This is a genomic window from Nocardia yamanashiensis (genome assembly GCF_021183565.1).
GTDB lineage: Bacteria > Actinomycetota > Actinomycetes > Mycobacteriales > Mycobacteriaceae > Nocardia > Nocardia yamanashiensis.
The window spans coordinates 5,429,526-5,448,818 of the sequence record NZ_CP089226.1 but is presented as its reverse complement, the minus strand read 5'-3'; the positions used below and the strand labels follow the sequence as shown (position 1 = coordinate 5,448,818).

Annotated in this window: 17 protein-coding genes; 7 read left to right on the top strand and 10 right to left on the bottom strand. The window is 68.8% G+C overall.

Annotation, left to right across the window (positions count from 1 at the left end; translation table 11 throughout):
- Positions 1 to 167: 167 nt before the first annotated feature.
- A complete protein-coding gene (locus LTV02_RS25620; RefSeq protein WP_233041705.1) occupies positions 168 to 989 on the top strand; it encodes a sulfurtransferase in 822 nt (273 codons plus the stop codon).
- Between the two features lie 157 nt (positions 990 to 1,146).
- Here the strand turns inward: LTV02_RS25620 and LTV02_RS25615 are convergent, their stop codons facing one another.
- A complete protein-coding gene (locus LTV02_RS25615; protein ID WP_233034405.1) occupies positions 1,147 to 1,884 on the bottom strand; it encodes a class I SAM-dependent methyltransferase in 738 nt (245 codons plus the stop codon).
- Between the two features lie 119 nt (positions 1,885 to 2,003).
- Here LTV02_RS25615 and LTV02_RS25610 point away from each other — a divergent pair, with 119 nt between their 5' ends.
- Positions 2,004 to 2,570, top strand: coding sequence for a TetR/AcrR family transcriptional regulator (locus tag LTV02_RS25610; protein ID WP_233034404.1), 567 nt, complete (start codon positions 2,004 to 2,006; stop codon positions 2,568 to 2,570).
- On the opposite strand, the gene LTV02_RS25605 is transcribed toward LTV02_RS25610, so the two are convergent.
- Both LTV02_RS25605 and LTV02_RS25600 read right to left on the bottom strand, forming a co-directional pair.
- The gene (locus tag LTV02_RS25605) at positions 2,511 to 3,230 is read right to left on the bottom strand and encodes an HNH endonuclease family protein (RefSeq protein WP_408639260.1); all 720 of its coding nucleotides are present in this window, start codon (positions 3,228 to 3,230) and stop codon (positions 2,511 to 2,513) included. The genes LTV02_RS25610 and LTV02_RS25605 overlap by 60 nt on opposite strands.
- A gap of 72 nt (positions 3,231 to 3,302) precedes the next feature.
- Positions 3,303 to 3,665 (bottom strand): hypothetical protein, encoded by a 363-nt coding sequence (locus LTV02_RS25600; RefSeq protein WP_067722201.1) that lies wholly within the window; start codon positions 3,663 to 3,665, stop codon positions 3,303 to 3,305.
- 293 nt (positions 3,666 to 3,958) lie between these two features.
- On the opposite strand from LTV02_RS25600, the gene LTV02_RS25595 reads away from it, so the two are divergent.
- On the top strand, positions 3,959 to 7,051 hold the full coding sequence (locus LTV02_RS25595) for a DEAD/DEAH box helicase (protein ID WP_233034402.1): 3,093 nt from the start codon (positions 3,959 to 3,961) through the stop codon (positions 7,049 to 7,051).
- Entirely contained in the window at positions 7,048 to 7,818 is a 771-nt protein-coding gene (locus LTV02_RS25590) for an SWIM zinc finger family protein (protein ID WP_233034401.1), read from the top strand. The genes LTV02_RS25595 and LTV02_RS25590 overlap by 4 nt, the downstream gene beginning before the upstream one ends.
- Here the strand turns inward: LTV02_RS25590 and LTV02_RS25585 are convergent.
- From LTV02_RS25585 to LTV02_RS25570, 4 genes are read right to left on the bottom strand one after another with little or no spacing between them, the layout of a single operon-like run.
- A complete protein-coding gene (locus tag LTV02_RS25585) occupies positions 7,782 to 9,341 on the bottom strand; it encodes a flavin-containing monooxygenase (protein WP_233041703.1) in 1,560 nt (519 codons plus the stop codon). The two genes, LTV02_RS25590 and LTV02_RS25585, sit on opposite strands and share 37 nt — an antisense overlap.
- 28 nt (positions 9,342 to 9,369) lie before the next feature.
- Complete coding sequence (locus LTV02_RS25580) at positions 9,370 to 9,987, bottom strand: NAD(P)/FAD-dependent oxidoreductase (protein WP_233034399.1); 618 nt, start codon at positions 9,985 to 9,987, stop codon at positions 9,370 to 9,372.
- Positions 9,984 to 10,907: a ferritin-like domain-containing protein gene (locus tag LTV02_RS25575; protein ID WP_233034397.1), complete on the bottom strand. Its 924-nt coding sequence runs from the start codon at positions 10,905 to 10,907 to the stop codon at positions 9,984 to 9,986. The genes LTV02_RS25580 and LTV02_RS25575 overlap by 4 nt, the downstream gene beginning before the upstream one ends.
- 19 nt (positions 10,908 to 10,926) lie before the next feature.
- The gene (locus LTV02_RS25570) at positions 10,927 to 11,763 is read right to left on the bottom strand and encodes an SDR family NAD(P)-dependent oxidoreductase (RefSeq protein ID WP_067722171.1); all 837 of its coding nucleotides are present in this window, start codon (positions 11,761 to 11,763) and stop codon (positions 10,927 to 10,929) included.
- 105 nt (positions 11,764 to 11,868) lie between these two features.
- Here LTV02_RS25570 and LTV02_RS25565 point away from each other — a divergent pair, with 105 nt between their 5' ends.
- Positions 11,869 to 12,504: a TetR/AcrR family transcriptional regulator gene (locus tag LTV02_RS25565; RefSeq protein WP_233034395.1), complete on the top strand. Its 636-nt coding sequence runs from the start codon at positions 11,869 to 11,871 to the stop codon at positions 12,502 to 12,504.
- A 58-nt stretch (positions 12,505 to 12,562) separates the two neighbouring features.
- Positions 12,563 to 13,513 carry a DUF2157 domain-containing protein gene (locus LTV02_RS25560; RefSeq protein ID WP_233034394.1) on the top strand — a complete coding sequence of 317 codons (951 nt, stop codon included), beginning with the start codon at positions 12,563 to 12,565 and terminating at the stop codon, positions 13,511 to 13,513.
- A gap of 6 nt (positions 13,514 to 13,519) precedes the next feature.
- On the opposite strand, the gene LTV02_RS25555 is transcribed toward LTV02_RS25560, so the two are convergent.
- Positions 13,520 to 14,326, bottom strand: a complete 807-nt coding sequence (locus LTV02_RS25555; protein WP_233034393.1) for a helix-turn-helix domain-containing protein — start codon at positions 14,324 to 14,326, stop codon at positions 13,520 to 13,522.
- Positions 14,327 to 14,444: 118 nt separating this feature from the next.
- Here LTV02_RS25555 and LTV02_RS25550 point away from each other — a divergent pair, with 118 nt between their 5' ends.
- Positions 14,445 to 14,897 (top strand): hypothetical protein, encoded by a 453-nt coding sequence (locus LTV02_RS25550; protein ID WP_233034392.1) that lies wholly within the window; start codon positions 14,445 to 14,447, stop codon positions 14,895 to 14,897.
- Here the strand turns inward: LTV02_RS25550 and LTV02_RS25545 are convergent.
- The gene (locus tag LTV02_RS25545) at positions 14,879 to 15,937 is read right to left on the bottom strand and encodes an amidohydrolase family protein (protein WP_233034391.1); all 1,059 of its coding nucleotides are present in this window, start codon (positions 15,935 to 15,937) and stop codon (positions 14,879 to 14,881) included. The genes LTV02_RS25550 and LTV02_RS25545 overlap by 19 nt on opposite strands.
- Before the next feature lie 51 nt (positions 15,938 to 15,988).
- Positions 15,989 to 19,186, bottom strand: coding sequence for a fused isobutyryl-CoA mutase/GTPase IcmF (gene icmF / locus LTV02_RS25540; RefSeq protein ID WP_233034388.1), 3,198 nt, complete (start codon positions 19,184 to 19,186; stop codon positions 15,989 to 15,991).
- Positions 19,187 to 19,293: the final 107 nt, after the last annotated feature.

The window sequence follows — 19,293 nt, the reverse complement described above, 5'->3', positions numbered from 1 at the left end:
TTCGGCCGGAATCTCACGGTGCGGGTGAGACCCGCCTCGAGACGGCGGGACGCAGGCGCCGCACTCGTCCATAGGCTTCCGGTGTGGCGGCGGCGGTGGCTGCGTAGGGTGGGGGCGTCGTCTTCAGGTGCGGATTTCTGCGAAGAGGAGTGGGCTTGAGCGCGGTGCTGATCTCGGCCGGGGAACTTCAGGAGCGGCTGGCGGCCGGGGCTTCCCGGACGCGGTTGCTGGATGTGCGGTGGGCGCTGGGGGATCCGGACGGGCCGCAGCATTACCTGGACGGGCACATTCCCGGGGCGGTGTTCGTGGACCTGGAGACCGAGCTGGCCGCGCCGCCGTCGCCCGCCAAGGGGCGGCATCCGATGCCGGAGGTGGCGCATTTGCAGAAGTGCGCGCGGAGTTGGGGTGTGCGCGAAGGGGATTCGGTCGTCGTCTACGACGCCACCGGCGGGATGGCGGCGGCGCGGGCGTGGTGGCTGCTGCGCTGGGCGGGCGTGGCCGAGGTGCGGATTCTCGACGGCGGGCTGCCGGCCTGGGAGCGGGCGGGCGGCAAGATCATGTCGGGGGAGGAGCCCGATCCGGAGACCGGGGACGTGGTGCTGAGTTCGGGGAACATGCCGGTGATCGACGCCGACGCGGCCGCTTCCTGGAGCGGACTGCTGCTGGATGCCCGGGCGGGCGAACGCTATCGCGGCGAAGTGGAGCCCATCGATCCGCGCGCGGGGCACATTCCGGGTGCGGTCAGCGCCCCGACCGCCGAAAACCTGACGACAGAAGGCCTTTTCAAACCGGTCGACGAATTGCGTTCCCGCTTCCAGGGTTTCGGCTCCGGTCAGGTCGCCGCCTACTGCGGCTCCGGCGTAACGGCCGCCCACCAGGTCGCCGCCCTCGCAGTAGCGGGCATCGACGCCGCGCTCTACCCCGGCTCCTGGTCACAATGGTCCAACGACCCCAAGCGCCCCGTCGCCACCGGTCCGGAACCGGTCTGATCCCGCTGCGCCCCAACGTAATCCGGGTCGCCGGTCGGCTGTAAACACCGAACTGTTCACGCCGAGTGCGCACACCGGGCTGTGCACGCCGACTGTGCACACGGGCTGTACACGCCAAGTGTGCTCAGTGGGCTGCGCCCAATGGACAGTGAGCTGATCACGCCGGCTTCACGGCTGTCAGGATGCCGACTGGGAAGCGGCTGGTGCGGTATTCGAAGTCGGTGAAGCCGATGTCCGACAGCACTTTCCGGTAGCGCTGTACGTTCACCGTCGCCAACGGGTCGTTCGCGTTGGCGCTGTAGTCGTGCCCGTGCACTTCGTCGTGCGCGTGGTGGCTGTGCGCAGCGCCGCCGCGTCCGTGGCGGCGGGCCGATACCCGGGCCATGAATCGTATTGCCGCGCTGCTGAAACCGCTGGTGGGGGTGGCGTCGGCGAGCAGCAGCCGGCCGCCGGGGCGCAGGATGCGGAAGATCTGCCGCAGGGCGCGTTCGCGTTCCGCTTCCGGGATGTGATGCATCGCGAAGGTGCAGGTGGCGACGTCGAAGGCGGCGTCGGGCTGGGTGAGGGATTGGGCGGGGGCGAGTTCGAAGCGGCAGTTGGCGGGCGAGTGCGCGGTGGCGTAGTCGATCATCGGGGCGGACGGGTCGATGCCCACCACCCGGCCGTGCGGGCCGACGCGGGTGCTCAGCTCGCGCACCAACCGGCCGGGGCCGCAACCGATATCGACGGCGTGGTCACCGGAGCGCACGCCGCCGGCATCGGCGAGTTCGGCGATCAGCCGGCCGGTGCGGCCGAGGAAGAACACATCGGTGAGCAGGTTGTAGCGGCGCGGCCAGGTGATGAGACCGCCGACCGCGGTGGATTCGGCTGTGGAGCCTTGTTCGTTTCGGGCCATGTGTTCATCATCGGAGGATGGAAAAGTCCAGGCCAGAACCAGTTTCGGCAGATCCGTCCGTTTCCGCACAGGGCCGGGGAAAGTGTGCGGAAACGCCGCTGCCGGCCGGGGACCGGCGCGTGCGGCGGACCCGGCTGGCCCTGCATCAGGCGCTCATCGAACTCATGACCGCCGGACCGTACGAGCGGATCACGGTGCAGGACATCATCGATCGCGCGGACGTCGGCCGCTCCACCTTCTACGCGCACTATCGCGACAAGGACGATCTGCTGCTGGTCAGCTGCACCGAGCATGTGCGGGCGATGATCGCGGACGGCCTGGCGGCGCGTCCGGCGGACCGCTCGCTGCTGGCTCCGGTGGCGATCCTGTTCCGGCTGGCCGGTGAGCATCCGCAGGTGTACAACCCGCTGGTCGGCCCGCGCGCGAACGCCACTGTGCTGCGGGCGGTCCGGCAGATGTACGCCGATCTGCTCACCGAGCATCTGGGCCCGCGACTGGGACTGCCGCCGCGGGAACTGGCCGCCACCGTGACCTTCCTGTCCTGGGGCCTGCTCGGATTGCAGGAAGCGGTGGTGGATCCACGCGATCCGCTCACCGCGGCGGAGGCGTTCCGCAGGTTCGGGGAGCTATGGGCAGGTTCGGGCTATGCGGGCGAGCGCGTCGCGGTCGGCGGCGGTGACCGGTAGCTCGTAGCGGACCGCGACGGTGAGGTACTTGCCGGCGTAGAAGCAGTGCCCGGCCCGGGAAGGCGGCAGCCAGTCGCCGGGCGTTCGATCACCCTTGTCCTGGTTGGCTTTCGCGGCCACGGCCAGCAGGTTGACCTCCACGTCATTGGCGAACCGCAGGCGTTGCGCCGCGCCCCACCCGGACGCGCCCATATCCCAGGCCGCCGCCAGCGGATACACGTGATCGATCTGAATATCCTTGGCGTCGGATTTGGTGAAGTCGATGCGCTTGCCGGTGTACGGATCGTCGAGCGTCCCCGACACCACCACGCAGTCGCCTTTACGCACCACGCCCGAAAGCTGTTCGCCCAGTACATTATTGCGGGTGTCGCAGCCGTCGTGCCCGCGCGGCGCGTCCTGATCGTCGCTCCACGCCGGCCCGAAAACACAGCCCTGCCCGGCCTTGCACCCGCGTTCGTATCCGCCCGGATGCCCGCGCGAATCCACGATTCGCACTGTGGTCAGGAGCTTTTCGAGCTCCGCGCGAGCCGGACTGCCGGGCGCGGGCGCGGTTTCCCCGCCGATAGCTGTGCACCCTGTCGCGAGCAGTATCAGCGCGGTGAGCACCGCGAGCGCGGCCGGTATCCGATGCGCGTACGGCCCGGGAAGTGCGGAGGACACCTCACGGGTCTACCCGAAAGCGGCTGTCCTACGCCGCTTTCGGGCAGGTTCGCGCGACCCGCGCGGGTGTGTCTACAACCAGGCGTGCGCCAGCAGGTCGTCCGCCGCGGTCTCGGACAGCTGCGGTGGGTACCGCATGGCCTGGATGGATTCGCTGTGCGCGCCGTCGTGGCCGATCAGCCAGGACCCGCCGCGGTCCTCGCATTCGGCGATTTTGGCGAAGGTGGTGAGCAGGAAGGTGATGGAGTCACGCGGGTCGGCGGTGCGCGCCAGGCGCTGTGATTCTCCCGGCCTGGACAAGTCCAGCCAGACGCCGGACTGCCCGTCCAGGCGCATCCCCACGATCTTGGTCGTGTCCACGAAGGTGAACTTGCGTCGTTCCCACGGCGTTGTCGGCGTGAAGCTCTGCTCGAGCACTTGGAGCAGAATCGTCATCTTCACGGCCTCCCTCGGTATCGAAAGTGCCACGGCTCCGGATTGAGTCGCGGTGGATTATCAGGGTGCGCCCCCGCCGGTCGACGCCGAGACCCGTCGGCGGACGGGCACAAGCGACCTCGCCGTATGCGGTGACCTGCGGATATACCAGTATGTTCCGTGGCGGCGGAAAAGAGAAGACCTGCCGGGGGCGGTGATTTGCCGGATTTCCGCAATGCCCCCGGATGACACCTCGGAAACACGGCATAACGGGTTGATTCCGGGCTGTCGGACCCGGCTGATTTGATGGTCGGATGCTGCACGGACTGTGGTCACCGGGCTCGGGCTTGCTGCTGTGGCGCGACCCGGCGGCCGGCGCCGGTGCTGCGGCGACCCCGGGTGAGCCGCTGACCTCGGCCGATGGCGTGAATCTGCCCGATCCGCTGGGCGGGATCGTGCGTGCGGCCAAGTTCCGGCACAAGGCCGAAGTGCTGGTGAACGCGATGTACGGGCCCGAGCGCGCCAAGGTGCCCGCGCACGCCCTGGCCCCTGAATTCGCCGCCCGGGTGCTGCTGCAAGCACTGCCCAGCGGGGCGGTGGCGGGGGATCTGCGCTTCCTCGCCCATGTTGCCAGGGGGGTGGACCGCTGGGTCCGGGCCGGGCGCATCGTGCCGGAGGTCCGGCGTGACGACGGCGAATGGTGGGCGCGCTGGCGACTGGTCGGGGGCCAGCGGCAACGGGCCTGGCTGGCCGAGCTCGCGGTGGCCATGCCGCCCGCGCTTCAGGTGGCGGGCCGCCCCACCGAACTGCTGGAGAACCTGATCGGCGAGCTGACCGATCCGATCGTTCGGACGCATCTGGGCGACGACGCGGCCACCCGGCATGCCGGGACGCCGGACGCGCCATCGCATCCGCTGCTGACCGCGCTGCTCACCGCCGAACCCCTGGAGACCGGATCGCATCGGGTGTCGGCGGTGCTGGAGGACTGGCGGACCAGCCTGACCGTGGACGAGCCGGTGCTGGTGCTGCGGCTGCTGGAACCCGAGGAGGACGACACCTCCGGCTTGTGGCGGCTGGAGGTGTGCCTGCGCACGGAAGGCGAAGCGCCGCAACCGGTGCTGCTGCCCGGTGATCCGCATCTGGTGCGGCTGGCGGGGGAGAAGCTGGCCGCCGCCAAACAGGCATATCCGCGATTGCGCGACCTGCCGGGCGATTCGCGCAGCATGGACCTGTTCATGCCCACCGAGGTCGTCATGGACCTGGTCGCGCACGGCGCGCCCGTACTGCAGGCGGCCGGGGTGCGGCTGCTGCTGCCGCGCGCCTGGCGGGTGGCCGCGCCCACCATGAAATTGCAGGTGCAGAGCCCGCCCGCGACCGAAAGCGCGGTCGGGCTACAGGGTTTGGTGAAATTCCGCTGGGAACTGGCCCTCGGCGACATCGTGCTGACCCCCGCCGAGATGGCGCGGCTGGTGCAGTCCAAATCGGATCTGGTGCAGCTGCGCGGCGAATGGGTGCAGGCCGACCACCGCATGCTGGCCGCGGCGGCCGACTACGTCTCGGGCCGCACCGACGGCACCGAGACCACCATGGGCGGCCTGTTCGCCGAGCTCGCGCGGCAACCGGTGATCGGCGTGCCCGTCGAAGAGGTCAGCGCGACCGGTTGGGCCGCACAGCTTTTCGACGCCGACCACGCCGTCGAACCGGTCCCGGAACCGATCGGCCTGAAGGCGCAGCTCCGCCCCTACCAGCAGCGCGGCCTGACTTGGCTGGCCACCATGAGCCGCCTCGGCTGCGGTGCGGTCCTCGCCGACGATATGGGTCTGGGCAAGACGGTCCAGGTCCTCGCGCTACTCGTCCACGAGCGGGAAACGGCTGCCGCCGTTAAGGATTCGACTCGAACGGCAGCCGCTCCGACGCCGGTTACCGGGTTGCCCGGGGGCGCTCCGCCGCCTGGAATCGCACTGCCGGAGGGAGTTGCGCCGCCCGTTGGGGCAGCGCTGTCCGGGGACGCTGCTGTGCTCCTCCCCGGGGCTGCCCTTTCCAGCGGCGCTGCCCTTTCCGTCGGCGGCGTGCAGATCACCGAGGCCGGGCGACCGGATGCGGACGGTCTCGCGGTCGGCCCGACCTTGCTGGTGTGCCCGATGTCCGTGGTCGGCAACTGGCAGCGGGAGGCGGAGCGGTTCGCGCCGGATCTGCGGGTGCTGGTGCATCATGGGGCGGCGCGTCGCTCCGGCGCGGAATTGGATGCGGCGGTGGCGGATTCGGATCTGGTGATCACCACCTATGCGCTGCTGGCGCGGGATGTGGAGGAGTTGAAGCGGCAGCCGTGGCAGCGGGTGACGCTCGACGAGGCGCAGCACGTCAAGAACGCGGGGACGCGGCAGGCGCGGGCGGCGCGGCTGGTGCCGGCGCGGCATCGCCTGGCGCTCACCGGAACTCCGGTGGAGAACCGCCTGGAAGAGCTGCGGTCGATTCTGGATTTCGCCAATCCGCAGCTGCTGGGCAAGCCCAAGGACTTTCACGCCCGGTTCGCGGTGCCGATCGAACGAGAGCACGACGCCAATGCCGTGACGCGGCTCAAGGCCATCACGTCCCCGTTCGTGCTGCGCCGGGTGAAGACCGATCCGGCGGTCATCTCCGACCTCCCGGACAAGATCGAGATGACGGTGCGGGCCAACCTCACCGTGGAGCAGGCCGCGCTGTATCAGGCGGTGCTGGACGATATGTCGGCAAAGCTCAAGTCCGCCAAGGGCATGGAGCGCAAGGGCGCGGTGCTGGCCGCGCTGACCCGGCTCAAGCAGGTGTGCAATCACCCGGCGCACTATCTGAGCGACGGGTCCGCGCTGCTGCGGCGCGGGCATCACCGGTCGGGGAAGCTGGCGCTGGTGGAGGACATCCTGGAGTCCGTCATCGCCGACGGTGAACGGGCGCTGCTGTTCACCCAGTTCGCCGAGTTCGGCAACCTGCTGGCCCCGTATCTGACCGAACGTTTCGGCGCGGAGGTCCCGTTCCTGAACGGCGGCGTCAGCAAACAGCGCCGCGACGCCATGGTCACCGGTTTCCAGTCCGAGAACGGCCCGCCGCTCATGTTGCTCTCGCTCAAAGCCGGCGGCACCGGCCTGAACCTGACCGCCGCCAATCACGTGGTGCACCTGGATCGCTGGTGGAATCCGGCGGTGGAGAACCAGGCCACCGACCGCGCCTTCCGGATCGGCCAGCGCAAGGACGTGCAGGTGCGCAAGCTGGTGTGCGTGGACACCATCGAGGAGCGGGTGGACGACATGCTGCGCGGCAAGAGCAAACTCGCCGATCTGACGGTGAGCGCGGGCGAGAAGTGGATCACCGAACTCGGCGACGACGAACTGCGCGAACTGTTCGCGCTGGGTGCGGAGGCGGTCGGCGAATGAGCCCGTTCGTGGATTACTCGGAGTTCGGCAAGCGCCGCCCGGTCAAGGGCGGCGTCGCGGCGCGCAGTCAGCGCGGGGCGGCCTTCGCCAAAACCTGGTGGGGCCGTTCGTTCCTGGAAGCCGTCGAACAGGTCGCCGATCAAGGCCGATTGACGCGCGGCCGCACCTACGCCCGCGCGGGCCAGGTGATCAGCTATCACCTGGAACCCGGCGCGGTGGGCGCGGAAGTGCAGGGCAGTCAGCCGCGCCCGTTCGTCTGCGTGCTCAGCCTGCGGCAATTGCGGGACGAACGGCTCGACGAATTGGTGGAGCTGGTGCGTTCCACGCCGGGCATGCTCGGCGAGATCGCCGCCGGCACCCTGCCCAGGGCGCTGGGCCCGCTGCTGCTGCCCACCACCGCGTCGGAATTGGATTTCTCCTGCAACTGCCCCGATATGGGCTGGCCCTGCAAGCATGTGGCGGCGGTCTGCTACGTGCTTGCCGAGCGCTTCGACGAGCGGCCGCTGGATCTGCTCACCCTGCGCGGGGTCGAACTGGACGCGCTCATCGGCAGCGTGCAGCAGGCGGGCGCGACGGCGACATCCACCGATATCTACGGCGACGAGACCGCCCTGCCCGCCCTGCCGAAACCGGATTTCCGCCCGGCCCCGGAGGATCTGGACGCCATCCTGCTGCGGCAGGCGCTGCGCATGACCGCCGAGGACGAGCGCAGCGCCGAATCCGGGCTGCGTCAGCTGCGCGCCGTGTACCGCTCGCTGGACGCGTAGGAATCCGCGGGCACCGTGTCGAATCGGTAGTCGTCCAGGTCGAAATGCCCTGCACGCCAAGCGGCTTCGACGGTGCTCATGGGCCGCAGCGGCACATCGCCGTTCTTGTCGAAGTAGTAGCTGTTGGCCACCGCGCAGCTGTCCTGCCAGAACACCTGCGTGCCACGGCGATTCAGCATTTCCCGGAAGTACCGGTCATTGGCTTCGCCGGTCACCTCGACCCGGGTGCAGTGCTGCTTGCGAGCCCGGCGCAGCAGCCGCAGGATATGCCGGGTCTGCATCTCGATGAGGGTGAAGTAGGACGAACCGTTGTAGCCGTACGGGCCGATGATGGTGAAGAAGTTCGGGAAACCCGGCACGCTCACGCCCTCGTAGGCTTGCAGCCGGTTCTTGTCCCACCAGTCCTCCAAGCGCACGCCGGCACTGCCGTGCAGGTCGAAGGTCGGCATATTGCCCGATTCCATGACCTTGAAGCCGGTGGCCATGATGAGCACGTCCACCTCGTGATCGGTGGCGGCGGTGCGCAATCCGGTCGGCGTGATCTCGGTGATCGGGTCGGTCTCCAGCAGCACATTGTCCCGGTTGAAGGTCTTCAGGTAGTCGTTGGAGAACGACGGGCGCTTGCAGCCCAGCGCATAACGCGGGGTGAGCTTGTCGCGCACCACCGGATCCTCGACTTGATCCCGCAGATGCGCCAGCCCGGTGCGCTCGCCCAGTTTCACGGCGGGCAGCACTTTGTAATAGTGCGCGGACAGCGGGAACGTGAGCTCCACGAAGGCCTGGCTCAGCAGCCGGGTGAGCGATTGCCCGCCCGGCAGCCGCATGACGGTGCGCAGCGCGGGGGAGAGCGGGGCGTCGGGCCGGGGCAGGCACCAGATCGGGGTGCGCTGGAAGACCACGAGATGCGCGACTTCGGGTGCGATCTCCGGAATCACCTGTACCGCCGAGGCTCCGGTGCCGATGATGCCGATGCGCTTGCCGCGCAGGTCCTGTGCATGATCCCAGCGCGCCGTGTGCATGGTGATGCCCTCGAACCGTTCGGCTCCCGGGATCTCGGGCAGTTTGGGCCGCGTGAGCACGCCGGTCGCACCGATCAGATAGCGTGCGGTGATCTCGTCCCCGTCGGCCGTGCCGACCCGCCACAGATGCAGCTCGTCATCGAAATCGGCGCGAGTGATGGTGGTGCCGAACCGGATTCGCGGGCGCAGGCCGTACTTGCGGACGCACTTCTCGGCGTACGCCTTCAGCTCCTTACCGGGCGCGTACACCCTCGACCACGAGTTCTGCTGCTCGAACGAATACTGGTAGCTGAACGACGGAATATCCACGGCGATACCGGGATAGGTGTTCCAATGCCAGGTCCCGCCCACGCCGTCGGCCTCGTCGAGAATCACGAAATCCTCGAATCCGGCCTTGCGCAGCGCGATTCCCATGCCGATGCCGGAGAAGCCGGCTCCGACGATCAGTATCTCGTGGTCGACGACGGTGCTGTGCCCACCCGCCGCCCGACCACCACCCCTCATGGAATCGCTGCGCGATGCGGTGCTCATATCAATCCTCCGCGTAGATGATGCAGTCCACCCGATGCTCGATGCCGTCCACGGTGCGAATGCCCAGCGGAGCGAGCCGGGCGATGGGCCAGGTGACGAGCGTGCAGCGGGGGTCTTGCAGGGCTCGGTAGTAGTGGCCGTGCACGCGCACGCCCGCCGTGGTGTCCGGGGTGAGCTGCCGCCGCTGCCACGAATCACGAACTTGCACACGCAGATTCAGCGATGCCGCGCCGTGCAGGATCGACCGAGTCAGGCGGTGCGCTACCCGTCCGCTCGGCGCGCGAGTCCCCGGCGCGGGATCGCCGGGCAGTGGCGGAGCCGAATCGGACGGCAGCAATCCGAGCAGATCCTCGGGCAGCAGGCGCACCAGCTCCCGTGCGCCCGGCAGCGGCGGCGTCGGCAGCACCCACACCGGATCACGCTGGAAGACGGTCACTCTGCGCGCCCGCGCGAGGATCGGCGGCAGCACCCGCGCGACCGCCGCGCCGCCGCCGATCACCGCCGCATGCCGTCCACGCAGGTCGAGCTGGTCGCGCCAATGCGCGCAGCGCACCTCCGGTCCCTGATACGCCGCCGCGCCGCGCCCGCGCCGATCACCGCGCCGGATCGGGGCGCTCATTTCGCCACCGGCTCATGGGTCAGCGCCTTGGACCAGGACGGCGTGCGGCCCAGCACGCGCACCGGGAAGTGGTCGATGGCCTTGTTCAAGCCGTCGTTCACGGCCTGGACCGGCTGCCAGCGGTTGATGGTGGCCATCCCGTGCATGCGCACCACGTGGAACAGCGGCAGCCGCTTGATATCCGGGCTGCGCTCGCCCGCCTTCTCGTACCGCCGGACCGCGTTCCAGAGCTTCTCCTCGTCGAGGCCCATGGCCATGATGTTGGCCGACATGCGCGACAGCAGCGGCGTGTACAGCAGCGCGCCCATCAGGAAGGTGGGGCGCAGCGCGTAGCCCGCCGTTTCGATGGCGATGCGCCGCGCGGGCCCCGCGCCGAGCTGTTCGAGCACCTGGAAGCCCACGGCCAGATGCCGGGATTCGTCGCTGTTGATATTGCGGAAAACCTCGTGGCACAGCGGATCTCGCACCTCGTCGAGCAGGAACTTGACCAGCGCGCCGTCCAGGGCGCATTCCAGCGACGGGATGACGGTGCCGAGTACCGGCAGCGTGAGACCGTCCCCGTACCGGTCCAGCCATTGGATGATGAGGCGGATGTTCTTGTTGGGCAACGGCATCCGGTCGCCGTCGAGCATGCCCCAGCGCCGCATGAGCGCCAGTTCGGCATTGGCGTGCTTCTGCTCCTCGGCGTGGAAGTGCCGGTAGATCTCCTTGAGCGGGCCTTCGGGGGCGCGTTTGGTGAGGGCCGCGAATCCGCGCGCGCCTACATGCTCGATCCACACCAGATCCGCCATGAACTTGGCGAGGTTCGGCCGCTGCTCGTCGGTGATGAGCTCGGCTCCCGGTGCGTCCCAATCGATATCGGCCAGCGCCCACTGCCGGTCCTGGACCGTTGCGAGCATGTCGGAATATGCGAACGCCATTGTTCAGACTCCCTGCGAATCAGCGCACCAGCCGCTCCAGTAATCCGGCGGCGCGGGTGTACGGGTCGGGCAGCAGCCGTTTGGACTGCCAGATCAACTTGGCCTCGAGCTGCGGCACCACGTAGAACTGGCCGCTGTCGACGGCGTCGAGGGTGGTGCGCGCGATGGCGGCGGGCGGTCGCCCGGTCCAGCGCAGCAGGCGATCACCCCAGCGTTCGACCGATTCGTCGCCGATCGAAACGCCTTCCAGGATGTTGGTTTTCACGGCGGTGGGGCACAGTACGGTGACGTGCACGCCGGAACCGGAGAGCTCGGCCGCGAGGGTCTCCGAGAGCGCCAGCACGCCCGCCTTGCTCACGTTGTAGGCGCCCATGCGCGGCGCGGATCCGAAGGCCGCGGCCGAGGCCACGTTCACGATCGCCCCGTGTCCGGCGGCCCGCAGCCGGGGCGCGAAGACGTGGCAGCCGTGGATGACGCCCCACAGATTGATATCCAGCACCTGATGCCATTCGCTCAGCGGCGCATCGCCGATCACGGCTCCGCCCCGGCCGATCCCGGCATTGTTGATCACCACATCGGCGGGCTTGCCGAACCACTCCTCGGCGGTGTTCGCCAGTGCCGCAACCTGATTCAGGCTGCTCACATCACACACCACGTCGAAGGCCTTGCCGCCGGCATCGCACACCAGGTCCACGGTGGCCCGTGCTCGCGCCGGATCGATATCGGAGCAGACCACCCGCCCGCCGCGCCGGCCGAGCTCGACCGCGAAGGCCCGCCCGATCCCGCTGCCGGAGCCGGTGACCACCGCGTCCGCGTGCCGGGTGCGGCGAGCGCCGCCGAATGGATTGAGCCGCATGGGAACTCCCGGAGAGTTGGCATCCGGGCGGTCAACTGGTGGCGTCTGCCCCCCATTGGCCGCACCTGCCACCAATTAGGCGCGCGGTGCGCTATTTTGTCAAGCATGGACGTCCGCGCACCCGCTCGAACCTGGGGCGGCCGCACCCCCGAGGAACGCCGCGCCGAACGCCGCCGCCGGCTCCTCGACGCGGCCCTGGAGATCTGGCTCGAAAACGGCTGGGCCGCAGTCACCATGCGCGGCGTGTGCACTCGCGCCGCGCTCAACGACCGCTACTTCTACGAGCATTTCGCCGACCGGGACGAACTGCTGGGCGCGGTCTGGGACGAGGTCTGCTTCGAGGTCTTCGGCGAGCTCTCCGCCGTTGTCGCCGAACATCTTTCGGAAGCGCCCCTGGATATCCTGCACCTGGCGGTGGCGCGCGCCATCGATCTGCAGTCGAACGGGCACGCCCGCATCCTGTTCGACAATCACGCCGGCAGCCGGGTGCTGGAGGAGCGCCGCAAGGCCACCCTCACCGAGGCCACCGATCTGCTCATCGCCACCGGCCGTCCCTACCTGCGCCCCGGCGTGGACGAATCCGCCTTCCGGATGAGCACTCTCATGGGCATCGGCGGATTCAGCGAGCTGCTCACCGCCTGGCGCACCGGCGCCATCGAGGCCGATACCGCCGCCATCGTCGAACACGTCTGCCGCACCGCCGACCTGCTCGGCACCCAGTATCTGGCGCTGCCGGATTGATCCGCCACGCCGCGAACACACGGCGATGCGCAATGCTCGCGCCCGCCGATAATGAGGCATGACGGTTGATCGTGAGGTGGGGACCGCACTGGCGCGGTTGGTCGACGACGGAGTGCTGACCGGGGATCAGCGCGATGCCGTGGTGGCGGCGGTGGCGCGGGAACGCGCGGCACGACTCGCGCCCGGGCGGCTGCTGGCCGAGATCGCGGCCTATGCGGGGGCGGGCTTGGTGCTGGCCGGGCTGGTGGTGCTGCTGGATTCCTCCTGGGACGACCTCGGCACGGCCGGGAAAATGCTGGCGCTGGCACTGGTTTCGGCCGGATTGATCGCGGGCGGCGTGGCCTTGGCGGGCGGCCGGCGCGGACTGTTCCAGCCCGATGGTTTCGCCCGCACCGGTCCGGCCCGGCTGGCGGCGACGCTGTTCGCCCTGGCTCCGGTGTCCGCCGCGCTGCTGGTGGGGCTGGCCATCGACGAACGCGGCGACGACAACGCGTTCGTCTGGGCCGCGCTGGTCGGCACGGGTCTGGCGGTGCTCGGTTACACGGCATTGCCATCGCTGATGGGGCTGGTGGCCGGTGGCCTGTTCTCCGCCCCGGCGGTGGCGGCGATGCTCACGGTCTGGGCGGATCTGGACGATTTCGGCATGGGTATCGGCCTGCTCGTGCTGGCCGGAATCTGGTTCGCGGCCGGCCGCTCCGGCCGTGCGGCGCCGACCTGGGCCGGCTACGTCATCGCCATGGTGATCGCCGTCGTCGGCGCCGAACTGACCGGCGACCTGCACACCGGCTGGGCCGTCGCTTTCCTGCTGGCGACCGCCGCAACGTGTTTCGCTCTCTACTTCACCGACCGCAACCCGGTGCTGGTGCTCGGCGGCGGCGCACTGGTGACCATCGCGGTGGTGCAAGCGGTCTGGGAATGGACCGACCATTCGGTGGGCGCCGCCGTGCTCATCCTGGTGGCCGGTGCGGCGGTGCTGGGCGTGGGCGCGGTCCGGCTGGGACGCGGTTGAGCGCGGTCAGGGCTGCCCGGCCAGGCCGCGCAGCGTGGTCGCGGTGAATTCGTCCAGGGGATAGAAGAATTCGATGGCCAGCTCGGACAGGGTGACGTCGGCGGGCGCGCCGAAGGTGGCCATGGTGCTGAACATGGACAGCTCACCCATCGGGGTCCGGATGCGCAGCGGAACCTGGAACGGACCGGTCTCGGGAGCATCCGTGCGCTCGCCGGAGTCGGCCGCGGGATAGGCGGATATCTCCTCGCGCAGCGCCCGCAGCCGGGCATCGCCGGTCGCATCGACCTGGGCGGCAAGGCGTTCCAGGAACGCTTCGCGAACCTGAGCCGCATTGACCAGGTGCCGGGACAGGCCCTCGGGGTGCAGGACCAGGCGGTACACGTTGGGGCGCGGGCCGAGCAGGTGATCGGGAATGCCCCGCATCAGGACCCCCATGGCGTGATTGCCGGTCACCACATCCCAATGCCGATCCACCACCACCGCCGGGTAGGGCTCGTGGGTGGTGAGCATGGTGTCGAGCGCGCTGCGCACGGCGGCCAGTCCGGCGTCGTCGAGACTGCTCTCCCGGTACTCGGGGGCGTATCCGGCGGCGAGCAGGAGCGTATTGCGTTCCCGCAGTGGGATATCCAGGGTTTCGCACAGCCGCAGCACCATGCCGCGGCTGGGTTCGGCGCGCCCGGTCTCCACATAGGACAGGTGCCGCGCCGAGGTGCCGGCGGCCAGCGAGAGGTCCAGCTGGCTCAATCGGCGCCGCTGCCGCCAATCCCGGAGCAGCACGCCGATTCTGGAGAGCCGCGGTGCGGTCTGCGTCATATGCGCAGCGTAGCCATGCAGGTGCGGGCATCCCATAACCTCCGAGGTTATTGAGACGCTGCTCGCGGTGGGGGAGCGTCGGAGGCGGAATTCAGCCAGTTACGGGAGGTTCTCGCTCATGACCGTCATCACCGCGCCCGCCACATCCGCCGCGCCGGTCGTTCCGCTGCGTACGGCCCTGCGCCTGGACGGCGCGGGCACCGGCGTCTTCGGCGTCTTCATGCTGGCCGCCGCCCGGGCGCTGCGGGATCCGCTCGGCCTGCCGACGGCCTGGTCGATTCCGTTCGGCGTCGCCGTGCTCGGCGGGGCCATCGCGCTGCTGTTGATCGCCGGATACCCGGAAATACCTGTGCGCCTGGGCTATTCGGTGGTCGCCGTCAATGCGGCATCGGCGGTCGGGCTGATCGCGCTGACCTGGTCCGGGCTGATCGACCTGACCGGGTGGGGTATCGCGTTCCTGCTCATCGGCGCGGTTTTCGTCGCGGTGTTCGGGGCGCTGGAATGGGTGGGCGTGCGGGGCCGAAGCGCTGTTCGAGCCCCGGGTACCGGAGGTCAGTCCCCGACCCCGTAGACCCGCTGCGCGGTGGTGCGGAAGACCTGATCCAGGGCGGAGGCGTCCGCGCCGTGGTCGGTGAGCGCCGTCGCCACCGCCGCGGCGGCATGGGGAATGCTCGTAATCGGTTTGTCGACCGGGAAATTCGAGCCCCACAGGAGGCGGTCGGGGCCGAAGACGTCCAGGGCGTGGTGCAGCAGGGGTGAAATGCGGTCGAGCAGTACGGGTACCGGGGTGGGCTCGCCGCGCGGCGGCACCGGATGGCCGAGGATCGGCATCATCAGCCCGCTCACCTTGGCCACCACGTTCGGATGCGTTGCCAGCGCGGCGATATCGTCGCGCCAGCGCACGAACAGCTCGCGGCGCTCACCCGGATTGCGGCCGGTGTGCTTGCCGACCGGCCCGAAAATACCGGCGGGCGTGCCGAGATGGTTGAGCACGATGGTGGCGTCCGGATAGTGCCCGGCCAGCGCCGTCACCTCGGGTAGCTGATTCGAGTAGACCCAGGCTTCGAAACCCAGCTTGCGTTCGGCCAGCGCGGCGAAACCGTCCAGGAAACGCGGGGCGGTGAGCGCGCCCGGTTCCTTGTTGTGCGCGCGGACACCGGAATCCGGGTGATATTCGACCCGGGTGCGAATACCCCGGAACAACGGCGAGGCCGCGCGATGGGCGTCGAGGAGTTCGGCGAATCCGGGTCGCACCGGATCGGCCGCGCCGACGATCGCGCCCAGCATCGGCGTGTCCACCCCGAACGGCAGGCTCGCCACCCACCGGGTCTCGTCGACCTGGCGCAGCGGCCCCTTCCCGGTCCACTCCACTTCGATGTGCACGATCGCCTCGACCGGCACCTCGCCCGCATCGGCGCGATAGTCGGCGGGCAGATAGGGGGCGACGAAAGGCGCTGGGTCGCCGACGAATTCACGATCCCGGCGCGGCGCCACCCGTTTGGCGACATCGATCGGAACGGGCAGATACCGGAAGAGTCTGGCCACCGGGCTGAACTCGCGCGGGGTGGTCAGCGGATCCCACTGGTGAATGTGCGCATCGACGACTGTCATTCCCGCAAGGTCCATGACGTCCCTTCCGTCCGAATCGGCTGATTCGGATTGTCACACATTCCGGCGGTACTGACCTCCAACCGTGAAGAACACATCGGTGATCTGCTGCAGCGTGCACACCCGGGCGGCGTTCATCAGCACCTCGAAAACATTGGCGTCGCCGGCCGCCGCGGCAGCCAGTTCCGCCAGTGCCGCCGGGGCCTCCCCGCGATGGCGGGCGGTGAACTCGCGCACCCGCTCCAGCTGCGACTGCTTCTCGCTTTCGGTGCCGCGCGCCAATTCCAGCACCCGCTGCTCCTCGCCGTGCGGATTGCGGAAGGTGTTGACGCCGATGATCGGCAGGCTGCCCTCGTGCTTGCGCCGTTCGTACAGCATGGATTCGTCCTGGATGCGCCCGCGCTGATACCCGGTCTCCATGGCCCCGAGCACCCCGCCGCGCTCGCTGATCCGCTCGAATTCGCGCAGCACCGCCTCTTCCACCAGATCGGTCAGCTCGTCGATGACGAAACTGCCCTGCAGCGGGTTCTCGTTCATGGCGAGCCCCCATTCCCGGTTGATGATGAGCTGAATGGCCAGCGCCCGGCGCACCGATTCCTCGGTGGGCGTGGTCACCGCCTCGTCGTAGGCATTGGTGTGCAGGCTGTTGCAATTGTCGTAGACCGCGATCAGCGCCTGCAGCGTGGTGCGAATGTCGTTGAAGCTCATCTCCTGTGCGTGCAGCGACCGGCCGGAGGTCTGAATGTGGTACTTGAGTTTCTGCGAGCGGTCGTCGGCCCCGTACTTGTCGCGCATGGCGATCGCCCAGATGCGCCGCGCCACCCGGCCGATCACCGAATATTCCGCGTCCATGCCATTGGAGAAGAAGAAGGACAGGTTCGGCGCGAAATCGTCGATGCGCATACCGCGCGCCAGATACGCCTCCACATAGGTGAAGCCGTTGGCGAGGGTGAAGGCCAGCTGGCTGATCGGGTTCGCGCCCGCCTCGGCGATGTGATATCCGGAGATGGAGACCGAATAGAAATTGCGAACGCTGTTGCGCACGAACCATTCCTGGATATCGGCCATCATGCGCAGACTGAATTCGGTGGAGAAGATGCAGGTGTTCTGGCCCTGATCCTCCTTGAGAATGTCGGCCTGCACCGTGCCGCGCACGGTGGCCAGGGTGCGGGCCCGCAATTCGGCGGCTTCCGCGGCGGTCGGTTCGCGCCCCTCGGCGGCCGAGAACTGTTCCAGCGCTTGATCCATGGCGGCATTGAGATAGAACGCCAGGATGGTCGGCGCGGGGCCGTTGATGGTCATGGACACCGAGGTGCCGGGCGCGTCCAGGTCGAAACCGTCGTAGAGCGCCTTCATATCGTCGAGGGTGGCGATGGAGACCCCGGAGGTGCCGACCTTGCCGTAGATGTCGGGGCGTTCGGCGGGATCGTGGCCGTAGAGCGTCACCGAGTCGAAGGCGGTCGAAAGCCGTTTGGCGTCGGCGTGTTCGGAGAGCACCTTGAACCGGCGATTGGTGCGGAAGGCATCGCCCTCGCCCGCGAACATGCGGGCCGGATCCTCGCCGTCGCGCTTGAACGGGAACACTCCCGCCGTGTACGGGAAATGGCCGGGCAGATGCTCGGCGCGCAGGAAACGCAGCAGCTCACCGTGATCGGTGTAGCGGGGGAGCGCCACCCGGGGAATCGAGCTGCCGGACAACGTTTCCCGGCGCAGCTCCTTGTCGCGGACCCGCACGATCTGCTCGTCACCCTGATACGACTCGGTGAGGGCGGGCCACCGCGCGATCAGAGCCGCGCTCTCCGAGGGCAATTCGCGCCGGGCGCGCTCGAGCAGCTCCGCGACCGATGCCTCCCCGGGAAGTTCGGCCAGCACCTGTTCGAACCGCTGCACCCGCTGCGCCGCCGGCACCTGCCGCGCCGTCTCCGCGTGATACCCGCGCACCGTCTCCGCGATCTCGGCCAGATACCGCACCCGCGCGGGCGGAATGATCTGCGCGAACCGGGTCGAGGCCCGGGTGTCCACCCGCGGCAGCACGCCGGGTTCCAGCGGCAGTCCGTGCTCGGCGAGCCGGGCGCTCAACTCCTGATAGAGCGCCGTCACCCCGTCGTCGTTGAAAGTGGCCGCGCTGGTGCCGAATACCGGCATGTCCTCCGGCAGGGCGTGGAAGTCCTCGCGATTGCGGACCAGCTGCCGCGACACGTCCCGCAGCGCGTCCTCGGCCCCGCGCCGCTCGAACTTGTTGATGGCCACCACATCCGCGTAATCCAGCATGTCGATCTTCTCGAGCTGGGAGGCCGCGCCGAACTCCGGCGTCATCACATACACAGATACGTCCACGTGCCCGGTGATCTCGGCATCGCCCTGCCCGATGCCGGGGGTCTCCAGCACCACCAGGTCGTAACCCGCTGCCTGGCAGGCGATCACCATCTCGTCGATATTGCGCGGCACCTCGCGCTCGCCCCGGGTGGCGAGGGAACGGAAGAAGACCCGGTCGCCGTCCAGGGCGTTCATCCGGATGCGGTCGCCGAGCAGCGCGCCGCCGCCGCGCCGCCGGGTCGGATCCACCGCGAGCACCGCGACCCGCAGCTTGTCCTGCTGGTCGGTGCGCAGCCGGCGCACCAATTCATCGGTGAGAGAGGACTTTCCGGAACCGCCCGTGCCGGTGATGCCCAGTACGGGAACCCGGCGCGCGGCCGCGGCGGAGGTCAGGGTCGCCAGCGCCTCCGCGGGCAGATTGTCCTGCTGCAAACAGGTCAGCGTGCGCGCCAGCGCGGCCCGGTCGCCGGTCAGCACCGCGTCGATATCCGGCGGCGACACCGACAGATCCACATCGCAGCCCGCGATCAGCTGATTGATCATGCCCGGCAGGCCGAGCCGCTGCCCGTCCTCCGGCGAGAAGATCGTCACCCCCGACTCGGCCAGCCGCGCGATCTCCTCCGGAATGATCACCCCGCCGCCCCCGCCGAAGATCCGCACGTGCCCGGCCCCGGCCTCTTTCAACGCCTTCGTCAGGTACTCGAAATACTCGATGTGCCCGCCCTGATACGAGCTGACGGCCACGCCCTGCACGTCCTCGGTGACCGCGGCGTCCACCACCTCGCTCACCGCCCGGTTGTGCCCGAGATGGATCACCTCGGCCCCCTGCGATTGCAGGATTCTCCGCATGATGTTGATAGCCGCGTCGTGGCCGTCGAACAGTGCCGCGGCGGTCACGAACCGCACGGGATGGGCCGGGACATGCAGGTCGGCCATGGGTTCTCCAAGTTTCGGGGAGTCATTGCGCACCGGTAGCTGCTGTGAATTATCCCACAACCAATACTTGGATGTCCAACTATAGGATCGCCAACGTACCGCGCAAT